Source organism: Rhizobium ruizarguesonis (assembly GCF_017357285.1).
GTDB classification, from domain to species: Bacteria; Pseudomonadota; Alphaproteobacteria; order Rhizobiales; family Rhizobiaceae; genus Rhizobium; species Rhizobium ruizarguesonis.
In genome coordinates this window covers 1,087,434-1,107,625 of record NZ_CP071678.1, presented here as the reverse complement: position 1 = coordinate 1,107,625, position 20,192 = coordinate 1,087,434, and the positions used below count along the sequence as shown (strand labels likewise).

Annotated in this window: 21 protein-coding genes; 8 read left to right on the top strand and 13 right to left on the bottom strand. The window is 61.8% G+C overall.

The window, feature by feature from the left end; translation table 11 throughout:
* Window positions 1-173 precede the first annotated feature (173 nt).
* Window positions 174-1,514, top strand: coding sequence for an Nramp family divalent metal transporter (locus tag J3P73_RS05355; RefSeq protein WP_130672035.1), 1,341 nt, complete (start codon window positions 174-176; stop codon window positions 1,512-1,514).
* 29 nt (window positions 1,515-1,543) lie between these two features.
* Here J3P73_RS05355 and J3P73_RS05350 read toward each other — a convergent pair whose 3' ends face one another.
* Both J3P73_RS05350 and J3P73_RS05345 read right to left on the bottom strand, forming a co-directional pair.
* Entirely contained in the window at window positions 1,544-2,320 is a 777-nt protein-coding gene (locus tag J3P73_RS05350) for a tRNA1(Val) (adenine(37)-N6)-methyltransferase (RefSeq protein ID WP_130690858.1), read from the bottom strand.
* Between the two features lie 6 nt (window positions 2,321-2,326).
* On the bottom strand, window positions 2,327-2,554 hold the full coding sequence (locus J3P73_RS05345) for a putative signal transducing protein (protein ID WP_024321294.1): 228 nt from the start codon (window positions 2,552-2,554) through the stop codon (window positions 2,327-2,329).
* A 108-nt stretch (window positions 2,555-2,662) separates the two neighbouring features.
* Between J3P73_RS05345 and J3P73_RS05340 the strand changes: the two genes are divergently transcribed.
* The 4 genes from J3P73_RS05340 to moaB all read left to right on the top strand — a co-directional run bounded on the left by J3P73_RS05340 (window position 2,663) and on the right by moaB (window position 7,172).
* On the top strand, window positions 2,663-3,679 hold the full coding sequence (locus tag J3P73_RS05340; RefSeq protein WP_018070111.1) for a polyprenyl synthetase family protein: 1,017 nt from the start codon (window positions 2,663-2,665) through the stop codon (window positions 3,677-3,679).
* 134 nt (window positions 3,680-3,813) lie between these two features.
* Complete coding sequence (locus J3P73_RS05335) at window positions 3,814-5,646, top strand: tetratricopeptide repeat protein (RefSeq protein WP_130654740.1); 1,833 nt, start codon at window positions 3,814-3,816, stop codon at window positions 5,644-5,646.
* A 63-nt stretch (window positions 5,647-5,709) separates the two neighbouring features.
* Window positions 5,710-6,621, top strand: coding sequence for a 4-(cytidine 5'-diphospho)-2-C-methyl-D-erythritol kinase (locus J3P73_RS05330; protein WP_075224756.1), 912 nt, complete (start codon window positions 5,710-5,712; stop codon window positions 6,619-6,621).
* Window positions 6,621-7,172, top strand: coding sequence for a molybdenum cofactor biosynthesis protein B (gene moaB / locus J3P73_RS05325; RefSeq protein ID WP_130654739.1), 552 nt, complete (start codon window positions 6,621-6,623; stop codon window positions 7,170-7,172). The genes J3P73_RS05330 and moaB overlap by 1 nt, the downstream gene beginning before the upstream one ends.
* Window positions 7,173-7,298: 126 nt before the next feature.
* Here moaB and J3P73_RS05320 read toward each other — a convergent pair whose 3' ends face one another.
* Window positions 7,299-7,613 carry a hypothetical protein gene (locus J3P73_RS05320; RefSeq protein ID WP_018070116.1) on the bottom strand — a complete coding sequence of 105 codons (315 nt, stop codon included), beginning with the start codon at window positions 7,611-7,613 and terminating at the stop codon, window positions 7,299-7,301.
* Window positions 7,614-7,800: 187 nt separating this feature from the next.
* The gene (locus J3P73_RS05315) at window positions 7,801-8,319 is read right to left on the bottom strand and encodes a glycosyltransferase family 2 protein (protein WP_130654738.1); all 519 of its coding nucleotides are present in this window, start codon (window positions 8,317-8,319) and stop codon (window positions 7,801-7,803) included.
* A 139-nt stretch (window positions 8,320-8,458) separates the two neighbouring features.
* Here J3P73_RS05315 and J3P73_RS05310 point away from each other — a divergent pair, with 139 nt between their 5' ends.
* Window positions 8,459-9,616 (top strand): PA0069 family radical SAM protein, encoded by a 1,158-nt coding sequence (locus J3P73_RS05310; protein WP_130691387.1) that lies wholly within the window; start codon window positions 8,459-8,461, stop codon window positions 9,614-9,616.
* Window positions 9,617-9,894: 278 nt separating this feature from the next.
* Window positions 9,895-10,584 carry a ribonuclease HII gene (locus J3P73_RS05305; protein WP_018485943.1) on the top strand — a complete coding sequence of 230 codons (690 nt, stop codon included), beginning with the start codon at window positions 9,895-9,897 and terminating at the stop codon, window positions 10,582-10,584.
* 502 nt (window positions 10,585-11,086) lie between these two features.
* On the opposite strand, the gene J3P73_RS05300 is transcribed toward J3P73_RS05305, so the two are convergent.
* From J3P73_RS05300 to J3P73_RS05265, 8 genes are all read right to left on the bottom strand, one after another.
* Window positions 11,087-11,575, bottom strand: a complete 489-nt coding sequence (locus tag J3P73_RS05300) for a F0F1 ATP synthase subunit B (RefSeq protein WP_130697707.1) — start codon at window positions 11,573-11,575, stop codon at window positions 11,087-11,089.
* A gap of 3 nt (window positions 11,576-11,578) precedes the next feature.
* Complete coding sequence (locus tag J3P73_RS05295) at window positions 11,579-12,202, bottom strand: F0F1 ATP synthase subunit B (RefSeq protein ID WP_130691385.1); 624 nt, start codon at window positions 12,200-12,202, stop codon at window positions 11,579-11,581.
* Between the two features lie 77 nt (window positions 12,203-12,279).
* Window positions 12,280-12,507, bottom strand: a complete 228-nt coding sequence (locus J3P73_RS05290; RefSeq protein ID WP_003545854.1) for a F0F1 ATP synthase subunit C — start codon at window positions 12,505-12,507, stop codon at window positions 12,280-12,282.
* 67 nt (window positions 12,508-12,574) lie between these two features.
* Window positions 12,575-13,327, bottom strand: a complete 753-nt coding sequence (locus tag J3P73_RS05285; RefSeq protein WP_018070122.1) for a F0F1 ATP synthase subunit A — start codon at window positions 13,325-13,327, stop codon at window positions 12,575-12,577.
* A 62-nt stretch (window positions 13,328-13,389) separates the two neighbouring features.
* Window positions 13,390-13,722 (bottom strand): AtpZ/AtpI family protein, encoded by a 333-nt coding sequence (locus J3P73_RS05280; RefSeq protein ID WP_130691383.1) that lies wholly within the window; start codon window positions 13,720-13,722, stop codon window positions 13,390-13,392.
* A gap of 271 nt (window positions 13,723-13,993) precedes the next feature.
* Entirely contained in the window at window positions 13,994-15,187 is a 1,194-nt protein-coding gene (locus J3P73_RS05275; RefSeq protein WP_130691381.1) for a cell wall hydrolase, read from the bottom strand.
* A gap of 355 nt (window positions 15,188-15,542) precedes the next feature.
* The gene (locus J3P73_RS05270; RefSeq protein ID WP_130691379.1) at window positions 15,543-17,441 is read right to left on the bottom strand and encodes a potassium transporter Kup; all 1,899 of its coding nucleotides are present in this window, start codon (window positions 17,439-17,441) and stop codon (window positions 15,543-15,545) included.
* An 18-nt stretch (window positions 17,442-17,459) separates the two neighbouring features.
* Window positions 17,460-18,437, bottom strand: a complete 978-nt coding sequence (locus J3P73_RS05265) for a magnesium transporter CorA family protein (RefSeq protein ID WP_130691377.1) — start codon at window positions 18,435-18,437, stop codon at window positions 17,460-17,462.
* A gap of 39 nt (window positions 18,438-18,476) precedes the next feature.
* On the opposite strand from J3P73_RS05265, the gene J3P73_RS05260 reads away from it, so the two are divergent.
* The gene (locus J3P73_RS05260) at window positions 18,477-18,713 is read left to right on the top strand and encodes a hypothetical protein (RefSeq protein ID WP_018495067.1); all 237 of its coding nucleotides are present in this window, start codon (window positions 18,477-18,479) and stop codon (window positions 18,711-18,713) included.
* 225 nt (window positions 18,714-18,938) lie between these two features.
* Here the strand turns inward: J3P73_RS05260 and J3P73_RS05255 are convergent, their stop codons facing one another.
* Window positions 18,939-20,099, bottom strand: coding sequence for an Mrp/NBP35 family ATP-binding protein (locus J3P73_RS05255; RefSeq protein ID WP_130691373.1), 1,161 nt, complete (start codon window positions 20,097-20,099; stop codon window positions 18,939-18,941).
* Between the last annotated feature and the right edge of the window lie 93 nt (window positions 20,100-20,192).

Below are 20,192 nucleotides of genomic sequence, written 5' to 3'. Positions count from 1 at the left end.
GGATCGCAGTTTGCGATCGGCATCCATGTATGCGCTGGAACGGCAAACGCAATGGCCGCGTTCTTGAAAACATCGGGCCTGAAAACATCAGGTTTGATTTTGTTGTTGCGAATGACTTGCATTATCATTCTAATCCGTCATATTGCGCTGACGATAAAACAGGTGAAAATCGCATGGACGTCCTCAATCCGAATGCAAAGAGCGGCTGGCGGCACGAACGCGGAGAGGGATCGCTTTCCGATGTCTACCGCACCGTCGGAACCGGGCGTCACAGCTCGAAATGGCGAAGGGCGGCAGCTTTCGCCGGGCCGGGCTACATGGTCGCGGTCGGTTACATGGACCCCGGCAACTGGGCGACATCGCTCGCCGGCGGCTCGAAATTCGGATACGCGCTGCTCACCGTCGCGCTGCTTTCCAACCTGATGGCGATCGTGCTGCAAGCGCTCTGTGCGCGTCTGGCGATCGCTTCCGGGCGCGATCTTGCGCAGGCCTGCCGCGACGCTTTTCCGAGATATGTCTCGGTGCCGCTCTGGGCCTTTGCGGAAATCGCCATCATCGCCACCGATATCGCCGAGGTGATCGGCACGGCGATCGGCCTCAACCTGTTGATGGGTATCCCGCTCGAACTCGGCGTGCTGATCACCGCGCTCGATGTCTTCGTGATCCTCTTCCTGCAAAAGCTCGGCTTCCGCTGGGTGGAGGCCTTCATCATCGCGATGCTCGGCGTCATCGCGGTCTGTTTCGGCGTGCAGATCCTGCTTGCCGACCCGCAATGGGGCGCCGTCCTCACCGGCTTCTTCCCGACCACCGAGATCGTCACAAATCCGGAGATGCTCTATCTGGCGCTCGGCATTCTCGGCGCGACCGTCATGCCGCACAATCTCTATCTTCACTCCGGCATCGTGCAGACGCGGGCCTACGGCCATACCGTTCCCGAGAAGAGGGAGGCGCTGACCTTTGCGACGATCGATTCCACGGTGGCGCTGTGTTTCGCGCTGCTGATCAACGCCTCGATCCTGATCCTTGCGGCGGCCGCTTTCAATGCGCACGGCAAGACCGACGTCGTCGAACTCGGCGAGGCCCATTCACTGCTATCGCCGCTGCTCGGCCTCGCCATCGCGCCAACGCTCTTCGGCATCGCGCTTCTCTGCTGCGGCCTCAACTCGACGGTGACGGCAACGCTTGCCGGCCAGATCGTCATGGAAGGCTTCCTCAAGATCCGGCTGAAGCCGTGGGTACGCCGGCTGATCACCCGCGCCATCGCCATCGTGCCTGCGGCGATCGTCACCATCTGGTACGGCGATCAGGGCACTGCACAGCTGCTGATCCTGACACAGGTGGTGCTCAGCCTGCAGCTTTCCTTCGCCGTCTTCCCGCTGGTGATGTTTACCGCCAGCAAGGCCAAGATGGGCGAACTGGTGGCGCCCCGCTGGCTGAGCGGCATCGCCTATCTGATCGCGGTCGTCATCGCCGGGCTAAACGTCAAGCTGCTCTTCGACTTCGTCACCGGCTGAAGCAGTTCCAGGAAAAGTGTGGCGCCAGTCTAGAGCCTGGCGTAGGCCGCCCGGCCATTGTTGAAATCATCGACGAGAGGGGAGAACTTGTGGCTCCCCTCTTCGTGCATGATGAGGGCCGCACGCAGCGACAGCCGCGCCCGCGATCCCTTGATACCAGTCACCAGGATACGGACGGCATTTTCACCCGGACGCGGGTGGATAGCGGTGATCTCGATGCCGCCGAAACGCCGGCCGCAAGCGGCAACGATCTCGGCGATCGACTGTGGCCTGGCGATCAGCGACATTTGCCCGCCTGGGATCATGATGGCGCCGGCCGTGCGGATCCAGCTTTCGAACAGGCCGTCGGTCATCGCATGGGCTTCTGCCTTCAGCGCATCCGGCGTGCGCCGGTCGCCGGCGTCGTTGAAGGGCGGGTTCATGATGACGTGGTGGAAGCTCTCATCGGTGAGCCCCGCATCGTTGCGCGCCTTGGCGGTCAGCGTCACATCGGCCTCCATGACGCTGACGCGGCCCGCGACATGGGCATTGTCGGGCAAGAGGATGCTGCGGCGGGCATAATCGGCCATCTCGGCCGAACGCTCGAAGAGCACCACTTGCGTATTGGCAAGCCGCGAGGCGACGGCAAGACCGGCGGCGCCGGCGCCTGCGCCGAGATCGGCAACCCTGACCGGGCGATCGTCGGCGACCAGAGCCGCAAGCAGCATCGCATCCATGCCGGAGCGATGGCCCCTGCCCTTCGGCTGCATCACATGGAAGGCGCCGCGATGAAAGGCATCGATGGTGTCAGTGGTTTCCCCGGTCATCGGAGCTCACTTCCGCTCGCGCAACTCGCCACCGAGACCCGCATCGATGAGGATGCGGCGCGCCTGATCGGCCATCTCCTCATCCACCAGCAGGCGGCGCGACAGCATGCCGAGCGAGCCTTCCAGCACGCTCATGCCCTGATCGGCGATGAAGCAGTGAATTCCCGCATCCTTCATCAAACTCTCGGCATAGGAGAGAAGAACGGGGTCGTTGGCGCGGATAAGCTCATGCATTTGCCGTCGTTTTCCTTCCAATTTCGCTCAGCGCGACAATTCACCCCTTGCCGCGTCCATCGCCCCTTTCTATTGTCAGGTGCAAAGAATGAACAGGAGTCCGGGTCGTTGGGCGTGGTCATACCGCTTGAAGAAAGCAAAAACAAACTGGCATCCATCAAGCCATTGGTCGATCTCACCAGGGCGGACATGGAGCGAGTGAACCAGCTCATTCTGTCCAAGGCCGGCTCCGACGTGCAGATGATCCCCGAAGTGGCGAACCATCTGATCTCATCGGGCGGCAAGCGGCTGCGGCCGATGCTGACGCTGGCTTCCGCCTCGCTGTTCGACTACAGGGGCGAAAACCACGTCAAACTCGCCACGTCAGTCGAGTTCATGCACACGGCGACGCTGCTGCATGACGACGTCGTCGACGAGAGCGATCTTCGCCGCGGCAAATCGACGGCACGGATGATCTGGGGCAACCAGGCAAGCGTGCTGGTCGGCGACTTCCTGCTCGGCCAGGCGTTCCGCATGATGGTCGATGTCGGCTCGCTCGATGCGCTCGACGTCTTGTCTTCCGCCGCCTGCGTGATCGCGGAAGGCGAAGTGCTGCAGCTTTCCGTCGCCAAGAACATGGAGACGACGGAGGACGATTATCTCTCCGTCATTCGCGCCAAGACGGCGGCCCTCTTTGCCGCTGCCGCCGAAGTCGGGCCGATCGTCGCCGAGGTCGGCCGGTCCGGCCGCAATGCGTTGAAATCCTACGGCATGAATCTTGGGCTCGCCTTCCAGCTCGTCGACGACGCGCTTGATTACGGCGGCAAGGCGGCCGATCTCGGCAAGAATGTCGGCGACGATTTCCGCGAAGGCAAGATCACCCTGCCCGTCATTCTGGCCTATCGCCGCGGCACCGAGGACGAGCGCGCCTTCTGGCGCGATGCGATCGAAGCCGGCAACAGCACCGACGCCAACCTCGAAAAAGCGCTGGGGCTGATCACCAAATATGGCACGCTCAGCGACACGATCGGCCGCGCGATCCATTACGGAACGATCGCACGGGACGCGCTTGCGCCCCTTCCCGATACGGTCTGGAAATCCGCCCTGATGGAAGTGATCGACTTCTGCATCGAGCGCGTCAATTGATCAAACGTCCTTGATCGCAGGCTGATTTTCTTGCAGCGCCGCTTCAAAAAAGCCATCCTGTTGTGAATCAGTGATCGCAACTGGTTTTGCGACCGACACCATTTGTCGGGACGCTGTCGAAGAAAGGTTTCCTAATGCGGCAGAGACTTGCCATCCGTCTTCTTACGAGCGCAGCGCTTGCAGCTGTCCTTTCGCTGGGCGGTGTCGGCGGCGTGAACGCCGAGGATGCGGCCAAGGCAGACGATGCCGGCACGGCCGCTCACTTTGATGCGGACAGCGTGACCACTTTCTCCGGCGCCTTCCTCGCGGCGCGCACCGCCGATGTCGACCATGACTACGAAACGGCGATCGAACTCTACAAGAAGGCGCTGCAGATCGAGCCCGGCAATCCCGAGATTCGCCAGCGGCTGATGATCTCGCTGCTGCTCAATGGCGACATCAAGGAGGGCGTCAAATACGCCAACGACCTGAAGGGCGATCCTTCCGTCGAGCGCATCACCACGATCGTGCGCGGCATGGATGCCGTGCGCCGCGACGACTACAAGACCGCCGAGTCCATCCTGAAATATAAGGGGCCGAACGATCTCGACCGGATGATGAACGACCTGCTGCTGGCCTGGGCCCGTGTCGGCGCCGGCCGCGGCAAGGAAGCGCTTTCCATGGTCGAGAAGATGAAGGGGCCGGACTGGTTCCGCATCTTCCAGAATTATAATGCTGGCGCGATCGCCATCGTCGCCGGCGACGTGAAATCCGCCCGCCAGCATCTGAACGATGCCGTGCTCGACAAGGAAGGCGGCGCGACGGCGCCGGATACCTTCATGCGCGCGGTGATGGCGCTTGCCCGCCTCGAAGCAACACAAGGCAACAAGCAGAAGGCGCTCGACGCCGTTTCCGTCGGCGACAACCTGTTGCCGAACTATGCGCCGCTGAACGCGCTGCGCGACAGCATCGAAAAGAACGAGAAGCAGGAACAGCAGGTCAAGACGGCCGAAGAAGGGGCTGCCGGCGTGCTCTTCTCCGTCGGCGGCGCGCTGAACCGCGACGGCGCCGAGGACATCGTCTCGCTGTACCTGCAGACGGCCAATGCGCTCGATCCGAACAGCGCCGATACGCTGGTGCTGCTCGGCGGCATCGCCGAGAAGCAGAACCAGATGGACCGCGCCATCGCGCTCTACAAGAAGGTGCCGGAGAATTCGCCGATGCGGCGCATCTCCGAGCTGCAGCTCGGCCTTGCCCTTGCCCAGGGCGGCAAGGTGGACGAGGCGCGCAAGCACCTGCAGGCGCTGATCGCCTCCGACCCGAAGGACATCCGCAGTTACCTCGCCTATGGCAGCGTGCTCTCCGACGCCAAGGACTACGCGGCGATGGCCACCAATTACGACAAGGCCGTCGACGCGATCGGCCCCCTTCCCGGCCGCTCCAACTGGAGCGTCTTCTTCCAGCGCGGCATTGCCTATGAGCGGCTGAAGAAGTGGGACCAGGCGGAGCCGAACTTCCGCAAGGCGCTGGAACTCAATCCCGACCAGCCGCAGGTGCTGAATTATCTCGGCTATTCCTGGATCGACATGAACCGGAACCTCGACGAAGGTCTCGGCATGATCAAGAAGGCCGTCGACCTTCGCCCTGACGACGGCTACATCATCGATTCGCTCGGCTGGGCCTATTTCCGCCTCAACCGCTTCGACGATGCCGTCGACGAGCTGGAGCGGGCCGCACAGATCAAGGCCGGCGACGCGACGATCAACGACCATCTCGGCGACGCCTACTGGCGCGTCGGGCGCAAGCTCGAGGCCGTCTACCAGTGGAACCGGGCGCTCAGCTCCGAGCCCGAAGCTGCCGAGATCCCGAAGATCAAGGACAAGGTCGCCAACGGACTGCCCCCCGCCAGCGACGATGCCAAGGCGGCCGACAAGAAGCAGCCGGATCCGGCACCCGTTATCCCGCCGCCGGTCGACAAGAAATCCTGACGGGCCATGCTCGAAACCATGCCTGATGAGGGCTTGGCTGGATTCAGATCAAAGAAATAGAGCATGATGTCGTCCGAAAACCGCTCACACTTTTCGGCATCATGCTCCAGCATCACCGAGGAAGCTCGCGCGAAGATCAACCTGGCCCTGCATGTGACGGGCCAGCGGCCGGATGGCTATCATCTGCTCGATATGCTGGTGACCTTCGCAGATCACGGCGACCGGCTGGAGTTCATGCCGTCGCCGACCGATGAGTTCACCCTGTCGGGCCGTTTTGGCGGAACACTTGCCGGCGACAGCGGCACCAACCTGGTGCTGAAGGCCCGCGACCTCCTGCGCACGGCGATCGGTCCCCTCGCCTTCCCCGTCCGCATCCATTTGGAAAAGAACCTGCCTGTTGCCTCCGGTATCGGCGGCGGCTCGGCGGATGCGGCTGCGACGCTGCGCGGGCTGATGCGGCTCTGGGGCGCGACGTTGCCCGAGGAGGCGCTCGCAGCTGTCGCCCTGAAGCTCGGCGCCGACGTGCCGATGTGCCTGGAGAGCCGGCCGCTGATTGCCCGCGGCATCGGCGAAGAGCTCGAACCCGTGCCGGAGCTGCCGGCCTTCGCCATGGTGCTCGCCAATCCGCTGAGGGGCGTCTCGACGCCCGAGGTTTTCCGCCGGCTGGCGGAGAAAAACAATCCGGCTCTGCGCCTGGCACCGAGCCGGCCTCAGACTGCCGACTGGCTCGCGGCAATTGCTGCTGCTCGCAACGACCTGGAGCCGCCGGCGCGCGAACTCGTGCCCGAGATCACGGCGATCGCGGCAATGCTGCAAGCGAACGGCGCGCTTCTGACCCGCATGTCCGGTTCCGGCGCCACCTGTTTTGGCATATTTGCGAGCATGACCGCCGCCGAAGATGCGGCGGCAGCTCTTCACGACGCGCGCCCTGACTGGTATTTCCAGGCGACGGAAACGGTATCGGGAGGCGCATGATGGCAGGTCTGGACGAAAAACGGCCCTTCATCGCGGTCGGCATTGCGGTTCTGACTGTCTCGGATACCCGCACACCGGAGACGGACAAGTCAGGCGACACGCTGGCGGCGCGGATCACGGAGGCAGGCCACAAGCTGGTCGACCGGGGAATCGTGCCCGATGATCGCACCGCGATTGCCGCGCGGGTGAAGGCCTGGACTGAGAACGAAGACATAGACGTCGTCATCACCACTGGCGGCACCGGCTTTACCGGCCGCGATGTGACGCCCGAGGCGCTGGAGCCTTTGTTCGAAAAGCGGATGGACGGCTTTTCCGCCATCTTCCACCGGATCTCCTACGAGAAGATCGGCACCGCGACGATCCAGTCGCGCGCCACGGCAGGCGTTGCCAACGCCACCTTCATCTTCGTGCTGCCGGGTTCACCCGGCGCCTGCCGGGATGCCTGGGACGGCATTCTGAAAGGACAGCTCGACTATCGCAGCGCGCCGTGCAATTTCGTCGAGATCATGCCGCGTCTGGACGAGCACCTGAAACGCGGCGCGACGAAATAGACTGCGGCAACAACGGCATTCCCTAAAGCGCGTCGCAATCTTTCAGATTCGCTCCTTGCGCTTTAGGTCTTTGTTTTTACGCATGTCGTTATCGCAAAACCGCCGCACACTTTTGCGCGACATGCGTTATGTCGCAAGGCCCGGCAAGATGGGCATCGTGTCCCAGCTATCACCCGACAGCAGGACGCAGCTTATCCCGTGAACATCCGTGACGATGAGTGTCCAGGTGCCGCTTTCGGCGGCATAGACCTCGAGAATGGCGTTCTGGTTGATCAGTCCGACTGCCGTGAGCTTTTCGGCGAAGTTCTTGTCCAGGAAATTGACGATTTCGGGTCGGCCTGCGCAACTGCGCATCATCTGCGATGCTGCCGAATGCGGATGCGCGATCACCAATGTCGGCAATATGACGGCGATGAGGCCGTAGACCATACTGCGTACCATGACGCACCTCCTTTCGCCGGGACCCCGGCAGAAGAGGAGATTTTCGCTGACCTGTTCTGCCGTTCACCGGCATTCCATGGCCATTCCGTTGCGAAGCGAGGCGCTTCGACGGCGCCATGTTTGAATTATAGCGCAAAATCCTATTGGGCGCCATCTTTTGCGCGAACTATGGAGAGGGTCGCGACACCTACCGCGCAGCGCGGGCGACCCAGGAGGGAATGAGTTCACTCGCCAGCCGGCGCGGCTTCTGGCCCTTGACGAATTCGGTGAGCCGCATGCCACTTTTGGCGATGGCGAGTGCCTGCTTCTTCGGCAGGAGAAAGCCGAGTTCCAGCGGCGGCACGGCCCGGCCGACACGCTGAAAGAACGGGCGCCGGTAGCCGCGCGATGCGGTGAAGCGCGCCGGCAGTTTGTTCAGCGCCACATATTCGGCGACCTCGTCGATCCAGCCGGCCTGGGGTCTTGCACCCGGCTCGACGAAAAGCAGCCATTCGCCGCGGGCGGCGCGGACGATGTCCTTGATATCCCATTGCGAATGGAAGCGGCAGCCGGCGGCGTCGGCGACCCGCGAGGTGCCGTCGCGCGAGCCGTGATCGAGCACGACCACATCGCTCACCAGCCCCTCCACCGCGCCTGCCACCAATACCGATAAGGTCTGTGCCAGCTCAGATTCCTGATCCTGACATTCGAGAACAACCGTCAACATTGACTATTTATAATGCGCCGCACAAATTATTGCCAGCGCCGTTTTCCTCATTTTGTTCTTGCATTGTTCTAATTTTGCGGATAGGAATTTAATCAGCAAAACGGGCGGGAGCGATGGCTTTCCGCCGCGGGAGAATCCGATGAGAGAGCAGTCCCTGGCAGGGCAGGCCGCATTCGCGCCTGCCAATACGGCAGATATTGCCGATGCGATGATCGTTTCCTCCGGTCTGAGAGTCGAGGTCGATCGGCGGCGCGGGCGTGGGGCGGGACTGAACCCGACAGGGCGGTTCGAGGCGCTGCAGCGGGAGACCGTCGACGATGGCTGGCAGACGTGGGAAGAACTGCCGCCGTTCAAGACGGAAGTGCAGATCGAGAAACCGCGCACGGCAATCACCCGCAACGAATCGCCGGACATTCCCTTCGATCGTTCGATCAATCCCTATCGCGGCTGCGAGCATGGCTGCATCTATTGCTTCGCCCGGCCGACGCACGCCTATATGGGGCTTTCTGCGGGGCTCGATTTCGAGACGAAGCTGTTTGCCAAGCCCGATGCGGCAAAACTCCTGGAGCGGGAACTCGCCAAGCCCGGCTACAAGGTGCGGGTGATCGCGATCGGCACCAATACAGATCCCTATCAGCCGATCGAGAAGGAATGGCGCATCATGCGCGGCATCCTCGAGGTGTTGAACAAGGCGAACCATCCGGTATCGATCGTCACCAAGTCGGCGATGATCCTGCGTGATCTCGACATTCTGCAGGAGATGGCAAGCAAGAACCTGCTGCGCGTCGGCATCTCGGTGACCACGCTGGATCGCAAGCTTGCCCGGACGATGGAGCCACGTGCCGCCACGCCGCCGCGGCGGCTGGAGACGATCCACACGCTTGCCGAAGCAGGCATCCAGACGGCTGTGCTGGCCGCCCCGCTCATCCCGGCACTGAACGATCATGAGCTGGAGCGTATTCTCGAATCGGCGAAGGCGGCCGGTGCTGCCGAGGCGAGCTATGTCATCCTCAGGCTGCCGCTCGAGGTCAGCCCGTTGTTTCGCGACTGGCTGCTGCAGCATTACCCCGATCGTTACCGGCATGTGATGTCGCTGGTGCGCTCGATGCGCGGCGGCAAGGATTATGATGCCGAATTCGGCAAGCGCATGAAGGGCGCCGGCCCCTATGCCTGGCAGATCGCCCGGCGCTTTGAAATGGCAGCCCGACGTTTCAGCCTGACACGACGCAGCATGCCGCTGCGCGACGATCTGTTCGTACCGCCCGATGGCAGCGGCGTGCAGCTGTCGTTGCTCTAACATTTTGTTTTTACGTAATTCCGGACGGAAAACCGCACCGCACTTTTCCTGGAATTGCTTCTAGCCTTTTACGCAATTCCGGACGGAAAACCGCGCCGCACTTTTCCTGGAATTGCTTCTAGCTTGCGCATCGGCTCTCGAGAAAACCGCCCTGTTTTCGCGCCCGAGCGCAATTCCCGCGGATGGCCCTGACCGCCACCATCCGCCCGAGCGTCCCCGGCCGCCGCCCTGATCCGGGGACTTGCGGGAAATCGGGTTGGCGTGCGAGGTTCAGCCGCATGAAACCTCGCACGCCACCCGATTCTCCCCTGCTTTTCGACACGGTTCCGCTCGTGCCGGATTTCCGACTGGAACTCAAAGCCCGCAAGGCCGGCCACTGGCCGGTCGCGGGTGCCGACGAGGCAGGCCGCGGGCCGCTGGCGGGACCGGTCGTTGCTGCTGCCGTCATCCTTGATCCCCGGCGCATCCCTGAGGGTCTCAACGATTCCAAGCAGCTTTCGGCGCAACGGCGCGAGGAACTGTTCGTGCAGATTCTGGCGACTGCGACCGTCTCCATCGCCTCCTCCAGTTCGACGCGTATCGACGAGACGGATATCCGCAAGGCAAGCCTCGACGCCATGCGCCGCGCCATCTGCAGCCTCGCCATTCCCGCAAGCTACGTGCTGACCGACGGGCTCGACGTGCCGCCCGGCCTCGATTGCCCCGGACAGGCCGTGGTCAAGGGCGATGCTCGCTCGGTCTCGATCGCAGCCGCCTCGATTGTCGCCAAGGTGACGCGTGACCGGATGATGGCGCGAGCACATAGCGTGTTTCCGGATTACGGTTTTGCCGCGCATGTGGGCTATGGCACGGCGCAGCACCGCGCTGGCATCGAGAAGCACGGCCCCTGTTCCCTCCACCGGATGAGCTTCAGGCCGTTGCGCAAGACCGAGAACGGTCCTGAGACGGACGAGTTGCTTTCCGAATAGGTCAACTTCAAGAAGAATGAGAAGGCCAGAACACGCGCTATAAAAGGCGCGTGAGGAACGGAGAGGTTGCTGCATGTCCTCTTCTCCCCTCGGGGAGAAGGTGCCGGCAGGCGGATGAGGGGCCGCGCGGCACATCCGTCCCATTATCCTATTCGCCGCGCCACGTCACAGCTACCTGAACCTAGTCGAGATGACGACAGCGCGGTCGAAGCTCGTATGAGCGTTGCTGGGGAAGGCCAGCTTCGCCGGCCCCCTCATCCGCCCTACGGGCACCTTCTCCCCGCTGGGGAGAAGAGGGAATCGAGACGTTGCGACATGCCCTTCGCCTTTGCTTACGACGGTCCAAAGGACGGCACGAGACACGTGGCTCGACCCAGGCGACGGTGGCAATGCCGGATCAACGGCACCACAGTCCTCCGCACGACGAGTAAAGACCAAGCCTTGCCAGCAAAAGAAAAGGCCGGGACATGCCCGGCCTTCCCTCTCAATCTTTTCGAAACGCTCAGTTCAGCCGCGTCTTGACCTGGCCGACAGCATTGCCGAAGAGCTCGGACTGGACCTTGGAGTCGGCCCGCTTGGCAAGCACGGTTTCTGCGGCCGCGATAGCAAGATCGACGGCGGCGGAACGCACCGCCTTCATCGCCTCGACCTCGGCCTGCTTGATCTTCTGTTCGGACAGCGCCGTGCGATTGGTGACGAATTCTTCCGTCTTCTTCTTCGCTTCGGCGGTCAGCATTTCGGCTTCGCGTTCGGCGGCGGCAACGATGTGGGCCGCTTCGGCTTCCGCTTCCTTGCGCTTGCGCTGGTATTCGACAAGCAGGTGCTGGGCTTCCTCGCGCAGACGCTTGGCTTCGGCCAGATCGTTGCGGATCTGGTCGGCGCGGTCGTCGAGCGACTTCGCCATCATGCCCGGAACCTTCAGGTAAACGACCAGCGCAAGAAAGAGGACGAGGCCGACAAAGGCGAAGAAAGTCGCATCAAGAAATTCCATCGATCAAGCCTCCTTCTTGGCGGCCGCAACGGCGGCGGCGACATCGGCCTTGGCGACGGTGCCGCCGATTAGCTGATCGACCACGGCAGCCGCGGTTTCCTCGGCAATGGTGCCGACGTCGGCGAAGGCCTTCGCTTTGATCTCGCCGATGCGGACCTCGGCAGCCTTGATCTTTTCCGACAGGCTTGCCTCGACGGCGCGGCGATCCTCTTCGGCCTTGGCCTTGGCAGCGTCGCGTGCGGCAGTGCCGATCGCATTGGACTTGGCACGGGCAGCGGCCAGTTCACCTTCATAGGTCCGAACGGCAGCGTCGGCCTCCGCCTTCAGGCGGCCTGCTTCTTCCACATCCTGGGAGAGGCGCGTGTGACGCTGATCGAGGATCGCCCCGATGCGCGGCGCGATGACCTTTTGCATGAGCAAATAGAAGACGCCGAACGTGATCACCAGCCAGAGCAGCTGGGACGCGTAGGTCGTCGAATCGAAAGGCGGGAAGGGGCCGCGGGCGTGTCCGCCTTCGGCAACACCAGTCTCGGTATGGACCTCGCCTGCGGCCGGAGCGGCATGCGCATCCGTACCCGTCGCTGCCGCCGGTGCTTCCTCAGCGTAAGCCGGGGTCACAAAAAACATGCTCACCTCCAGGTGGACTGCAAATGCAAAGGATCACGGCTTGCAATCGCAGGCCGTGATCCATCTATTCGCCGGTATCAGACGGCGAAGAGGAGGAGGAGAGCGACGAGCAGCGAGAAGATGCCCAGAGCTTCCGTAACGGCGAAGCCGAATACCAGACGGCCGAACTGGCTGTCAGCGGCAGACGGATTGCGCAGAGCGCCGGAGAGGTAGCTGCCGAAAATATTGCCGAGGCCGAGAGCCGTACCGGCCATACCAAAGCAAGCCAGGCCTGCACCGATGTACTTTGCTGCTTCCGCTTCCATGTTGAACTCCTTTGAAATGGTTGTTGCGGCGAATGACTGACGCCCTTTGACGTCGTTGTCGTTATCCTTAGTGCCCGCCCGGATGGATCGCGTCATTGAGGTACATGCAAGTCAGCACCGCAAAGACGTAAGCCTGGAGGAAGGCGACGAGGAACTCGAGACCGGTCAGGGCGACCGTCATGATGAGAGGAAGAACGGCTCCACCGACACCGACAGCACCGAGGGCTCCAAGCGAGGCGACGAAGCCTGCGAACACCTTCAGCGTGATGTGACCGGCGAGCATGTTGGCGAAAAGACGAACCGAGAGCGAAATCGGACGGGAGAGGAAGGAGATGATTTCGATCGTGACGACCAGCGGCAACAGAATGCCCGGTACGCCCGAGGGCACAAAGACATTCAGAAACTTGAAGCCGTGCTTGTAGAAACCGTAGACGACAACCGTGCCGATGACGAGGATCGCCAGCGCGGCGGTAACGATGATCTGGCTCGTCACCGTGAAGAAATACGGGAACATGCCGAGCAGGTTCGCCGTCAGCACGAACATGAAGAGCGAAAAGACCAGGGGGAAAAACTGCAGTCCCTGCTTGCCCGCGCCTTCCGTCAGCATTTTGGCGATGAATTCATAGAAAATTTCCGCGATCGACTGTGAACGGCCCGGCACAATGGCGCGGTTCGAGGTCGCGAAATAAAGGAAACCTGCGGCGATGGCAGCCGAAGCGGCCATGAAGAGCGATGCATTGGTAAACGAAAAATCAATTCCGCCGATTTCGATCGGCACAATCTTCTGGATCAGGAACTGATGGGTCGGATCGCTAGACACCGCTTGTTCTCTCTCTTTGGCCCGCAGAACGCGGGGTCATTGCACTAGACCGGAACCGGTCCTTATTTCTTGTCGTCGTCCAGGGGATGGGCCACCACCCCCGCAGAACGCATCACGTTCAGAACGCCGGCACAAAATCCGAGAAGCAGAAGAACAATCAAACCCCAAGGCGCCGTGCCAACAAAACGGTCGAGGACATAGCCAAGGACGGCACCGACGACGATTGCGGAAATGAACTCGCTGGAAAGCTTCATCGCCTGGGCATAACCTTTGCGGCTTACCTCGGCACGGGCTTCCCTGGCCTCGTCCTCTCCCGTCTCGACGCGCTTGGTCGCGAGTTTCGCTTCCAATCGCGCACGGCGCTTCTCAAGACTTTCCTCGCGGTCGTCCGCCATGGATCTCTCCTCGTCTGCCCGTCGCCCGCACTCCCGCTACCCCGGTCATTCGGACCCCGGACGCGAAGGTTGAGACCCTTCCGGCCCGTTCTGAAGTCGCGCGCAACATAGTTTTAGGGATTAGCATAGTCAAGGCGTAGACAGCTTCTGTCCAGCGAGAAAATAATTCCATCAAATCAAAGAGATAAATCGACTCTGGGTCGATCGCGCAAATTCGACGGAAAGAATCCGCTTTTCCGGGCCGGAAATCGGCTTGCCCAAGCGATTTATCTCAGCTCCAGCCGCCGCCATAGGTGCGATAGAAGACATGAAGTCCGATGCGGCCGACCTTTTCCATGGTCTTTGCCCATTTCGGTCTGACATAGACGGCATGATAGTGCGTCGCCGAACCTACCTGCGGCAGCCAGATCTTGCCGGCGGTCACCGCCATCGCCACATCACGGGCGACTCGCCAGTGATATTCCGAGTTCACCCTGTCCTTGATGCTGTCGCATGCAAAGGAAAACTGGCAGCGGTTGCGCCAATCCTCGTTCTGATAGACGACACCGCAGATCGTATGGGGATAGGCCGGATTGCGGACGCGGTTGAGGATGACCTGGGCAACGGCCGCCTGCCCCTTCACCGATTCCCCGCGCGCTTCGAAATAGATACCAGAGGCGAGGCATTGCTGCTCGCCGGCGGAAAAGACGCTCGACGGCAGCACACTTGCGGCCCAGGCGTGGTCGCGCGGGCCGATTTCCGGGACGAAGCGGCCGCTGTCCTGATCGGCCAGGATGGAATCGAACGGCGACTGGCGGGAATAGTCGGGTGCTGCCGGCGCATAGGCGGTGGCCAGCACATCGGCCTTGTTGCTGGTGATGAGGCTTGCAAGCATCGCCGGCACGCCGTTATCGGTCACGACAGGCTGCTTCTTATAGAAAGATGTGGCGATCTCGATTTCCTTGCCCTGTATCTTCGGCTTGACGAAGGCCGAGCGGTCCTTGAGATCGAAGCTCGGGGTGAAGAGCATCTTGGTACGTTCGAGGATCGAGCCGGCGGAAAAATCCTTCGGCGGCTGCATCTGCTCGACGGCGACGACGCGCCCCTTCTTGGTGCGGCGATTGACGCGATCCTCGTCCGGCGTGTCCTCGTGGCCCCTATCCTTGGCAGTGCCCTTGTCGTTGGCGGTGAAGGCGACCTTGCGGCCATCGGGCAGCACCATGCCGGCACCGGCAGAGATCGAACCCGTCACCATCGGCTCGGCGAAGGCGAGTTCGGCCTGGTGGATGGAGCCGGCCGGCGAATTGGTCAGCACCATGCGCCAGCTCTCACCCTCATGATCGAGGCCGGCAAGCATGGCAGCGAGATCGGCATGGGAGGCGACGCTCGGGAAAATCAGCCAGCCGGCGAGACCGAAGATGACGGGCGACACCCAATTCTCGGGAATAAGACGCAGCTTGCTACGGGAAGGGCTCTTTCGACGCAACACGGACTCCGGCATGGAACGCGGGAACATTCCATTGAAAATCTCGCATTAACCTTGATGTCCGGTTAACGGGCTGTGCCGAAATGTGACCGTGAGAACTTTTGGATGTTCTAATGTGGCTGGTAATTTCGTGAAGTGAGGTGTGTCGCAGCTTTGTGAAAGTCCCCTCCCCACCTTGCGAAAGTCCCCTCCCCAACCCCTCCCCACAAGCGGGAGGGACTAATTTGCGGCGCTCGCACGCAACAAACATCAGCCTTTCTGCGGATGAAACGATGAAGTGGGAAGCGCCGGAGCGGCAGATTAAGCCCCTCCCCCTTGTGGGGAGGGGTTCGGGGCGGGGTCTTTGCCCCACTCATCAAATAATAACGTGCGAGCCGAGTTCCACCACGCGGTTGGCCGGCAGGCGGAAGTAGTCCGAGGGGTTGGCGGCGGCGTTGGCGAGCGCGATGTAGAGCCGGTCCTGCCAGTAGGGCATGCCCGACTTGGCGTCCGGCACCAGCTTGCGGCGGCCGAGATAGAAGGAGGTCGACATGATGTCGAATTTCAGTCCCGTCTTGCGCAGCGTCGCCAGGGCCTGCGAGACGTTTTGCGATTCCATGAAGCCGAAGAGCAGTTCGACACGGGAGAAACGCTCGGAAATCTGCTCGACCCTGTAGCGGTCTTGGCTCGGGACGCGCGGTTTGTTGACCGTGCGGATCGTCAGGATGACGTTGCGGTCGTGAAGCACGTGGTTGTGCTTGAGATTGTGCAGCAAGGCGGCGGGGGCGGATTCCGGATCGCTGGTCAGGAAGATCGCGGTGCCTGGAACCTGGGCCGGCGAATGTTCGCTCTTGCGCTCGATCGAGCTGACGAAGGAGGCAAGCGGAATATCGGTGTGGCGGGTCTTTTCCATCAGGATCGCCGTGCCGCGACGCCAGGTCCACATGACGACGGTAAAGGCCGTGGCGATCATGATCGGGATATAGCCGCCGTCGTGGATCTTCAAAAGGTTGGCGCCGAGGAAGATCATTTCGAGCACGACCAGCGGCGCGAGCGCGATCACCGCAACCGGAAGCGACCAGTTCCAGCGGGCGCGGACGAATTCGAAGGCCATGATCGAAGTGACGACCATGGCTCCGGTGACGGAGATGCCGTAGGCGGTCGCCAGCGCGTCCGAAGTCTTGAAACTCAGGACCAGGAAGATGACGCCGATGAACAGCACGGCATTGACCGAAGGCACGAAGATCTGCCCGGTATTGGTTTCCGAGGTAAAGAGGATTTCCATGCGCGGCAGGAAGCCGAGGTTGATGCCCTGGCGCACCATCGAGAAGGCGCCGGTGATGACCGCCTGGCTGGCGATGATCGTCGCGGCGGTCGCCAGGATGACGACCGGCAGCAGCGCCCATTTCGGATACATCAGATAGAAGGGATCGGACATCGTCATCGGATTGCCGAGAACGAGCGCGCCCTGCCCGAGATAGTTCAGCGTCAGCGCCGGGAAAACCAGCAGGAACCAGGCCCACTGGATCGGGCGGCGGCCGAAATGGCCGAGATCGGCATAGAGCGCCTCAGCACCGGTCACCGTCAGGAAGACAGCGCCGAGCACGACGACGCCGTAGAAGCCCTCATGCAGCAGGAAGCTGACGGCATAATAGGGATTGAAGGCAGCAAGAATGCCGTAATCATCCGAGATATGGGAAATGCCGGCGGCGGCCATGACGAGGAACCAGACGGCGGTGATCGGGCCGAAGAACCTCGCGACGGCGCCGGTGCCGCGCGATTGCACGACGAAGAGCAGCGCCAGGATCACCACCGAGATCGGCACGATATAATCCGCGAGGCTGGGTGTGACGAGCTTCAGGCCCTCGACTGCCGAGAGCACCGAAAGCGCCGGCGTGATCATCGCATCGCCGAGGAAGAGGGCCGCACCCATCAGGCCGAGCAGCATCAGGACGGCGGTATGGCCGTTGGCGGTCTTCATCAGCAGGGCAAGAAGCGACAGCGTGCCGCCCTCGCCGTCGTTGTCGGCGCGCAGCAGGAAGAGCACATATTTGATGGTGACGATGATCGTCAGCGCCCAGATCATCAGCGAGATCAGGCTGATGACTTCAAAACGGGTGACGCCGTCATGCGCCACCGGCTTCAGCGCCTCGCGAAAAGCATAGAGCGGGCTGGTACCGATATCGCCGTAGACGACACCGACGGAACCCAGCGCGAGATAGAACAGCTTTCGCGGCGTCATATGGCTTTCGTTCGGATGGCTCTCTTCGGACATGAAGTTGCAACAGGCTCCTCAGAGCCAGCCTTTCCAGCGGAAAAAGAAAAAGGGGATGACGGCTGAAATCACCATCAGGGCCAGCGAATAGGGATAACCCGCGACCCAGGTCAGCTCCGGCATGACCTGAAAGTTCATACCATAGATGGAGGCGACCAATGTCGGCGGCAAGAACACCACCGAGGCAATCGAGAAAATCTTGATGATCGAGTTCTGCTCGATGTTGATCAGCCCGAGCGAAGCATCGAGCAGGAAGGTGATGTTGGCGGCGACGAAAGAAGCATGCTCCGACAGTGACTGGACATCGCGCGAGACGGTGCGGCAGAGCTCCTTCGCCTCGCGGTCCTGCTGGATCGCCGGGATCGTGTGAAAGAACGTCAGCAGGCGGGCAAGCGACCCGAGACTGTCGCGCACCTTGCTGATCATCCGGTGATGGCCGGCAATATCGCGCAACTTCTCCTCGAGGTAGTTCGAAGGCTTGCGCACCTTCCTTGCCCGATCGCCGAAGACATGCGTCGACAAGATGTCGAGGCGCGAGATGGAGATCTCGAGGATCTCGGCGGTGCGGTCGACGATCGTCTCCAAGAGCTTGGCGAGAAGGGCGGCACCACTGCGCCAGTTTTCCGGCAGCCGGTGGAGGGCAGCGATGAACAGCGCAAAGGATTTGGGATGGGCGTAGCGAATGGTGACCAAGCGGTTTCCGGCCAGGATGAAGGCGACGTCGGTCAGTGTCGGTACGTCGGTGTCAGCTTTCCAGAGCAGCGAAGCGGTCATGAAGACGGCGTCTTTTTCGACATAGAGACGGGCGGAAGGCTCGATATCCTTGAGATCGTCGCTGGTCGGGACCTCGATGCCGAGAACCTTCTCGACATAGAGTTCCTCGTCGCGGGTCGGCTCGATCATGTCGATCCATACGACATCCTCGGGAAAGGAGGCGGCATGCGACAGATCGCGGATCTCGACCGACTTGCAATTGGAACAGTAAACGGTAATCACCGGTCGTCTCTCCGGCTGCATCCAACCTCAAAGGCCGGCATGCGCATTGTGCTCAACCGCATCGCAGTTCCCAATCCTTCGATCGACAAGACAACTCCGAACTTGCAGGCGGGCCGGACCCTTCGAAACGAAGACGGCCTCATTGAGCATCTGCAGCAAAACGCCATCATGGCGCCGCGGCATATGAAGCAAAGCCGTGAAATAATCAAGACATCTTCCGTGAAGCGCGGCTTTTCACCACGTTTCCCCCACAATTTGGGGTATCCGCCGCGGTGATTCGGCTCGCTAAAGCACCTCGCATCGAACCGATTCATGCGACGCGCGTCAGCTCTTTGGTTTATGCCTGTCGTTATCCCGGAACCGCTGCACACTTCCGGGCGGCATGCATTTTGTTTTATGCATGCCGTTATCCCGGAACCGCTGCACACTTCCGGGCGGCATGCATTTTGTTTTATGCATGCCGTTATCCCGGAACCGCTGCACACTTCCGGGCGGCATGCATTATTCGAAGACGATCGCCGGTGCCGGGCGCTGGGACTGGCCGACGACCTGCTCCCAGACCTTGGCGGCGATGCCGCGATAGATGCCGGCGACGACGCCGTTCGGCTCGGAGGCGACGAGCGGCGTGCCGGCGTCGGAGGTTTCGCGGATGTTCATCGTCAGCGGGACTTCGCCGAGGAAGGGCACGCCAATGCGCTCGGCCTCCTTGCGGGCGCCGCCATGGCCGAAGATGTCGTAGCGGGTGCCGGTATCAGGGGCGATGAAATAGCTCATGTTCTCGACGATGCCGAGCACAGGCACCTCGACCTTGCGGAACATGTTGAGGCCCTTGCGGGCATCGATCAGAGCGAGATCCTGCGGCGTCGAGACGATGACGGCGCCGGCAAGCGGCACCTGCTGGGCCATAGTCAGCTGCGCGTCGCCGGTGCCGGGCGGCATGTCGACGACGAGGACGTCGAGCTCGCCCCAGGCGACTTCGCGCAGCATCTGCAGCAGCGCCGACTGGACCATCGGCCCGCGCCAGATCATCGCCGTCTCCTCGTCGACAAGGAAGCCCATCGACATGACCTTGAGGCCATAATTCTCCATCGGATTGATGATGCGGCCGTCGATCTGCGTCGGGCGGCCGGATATCTTCAGCAGTCGCGGCATCGAGGGACCGTAGATGTCGGCATCGAGAATGCCGACGCGAAGACCGTTGGCGAGCAGGCCTAGTGCAAGATTGACGGCGGTGGTCGACTTGCCGACCCCACCCTTGCCCGAGGCGACCGCGATGATGGCGCCGATGCCGGGCACACCGATCTTGCCGGCGCGCGGCGGCTGTTGAGGGGCGTGAGCCCCGTGATCGTGGCCGGCATGGCCGTGCGGCGGGTTCGGCGCAGGGCGAGCAGCCGGAGCGACGGCGGCGGCCTTCTTGTCCGCCGTCAGTGTGACGAGGGCACCCTTGACGCCTGGCATTTCCTTGATGACGCGCTCGGCGGCGAGCCGCATCGGCTCCAGCTCTTTGGCGCGATCGGCCGGGACGGTGATGGAGAAATAAACCTTTCCGTCGGAGATGAAGACGTCGGAGACCATGCCGAGCTCGACGATATCGTGCTCGAGATCCGGTCCACGCACGGTCTTCAGCGTTTCGAGAACTTGTTCCTTGGTGACGTCGGCCATTCCACCCTCACTGCTTCTTGCAGATCACAAATAGTGGAGACGGAAGCCTTCGCCAAACAAAATCATCGGGAGGAAAATCCGGCGCGCCAAAAG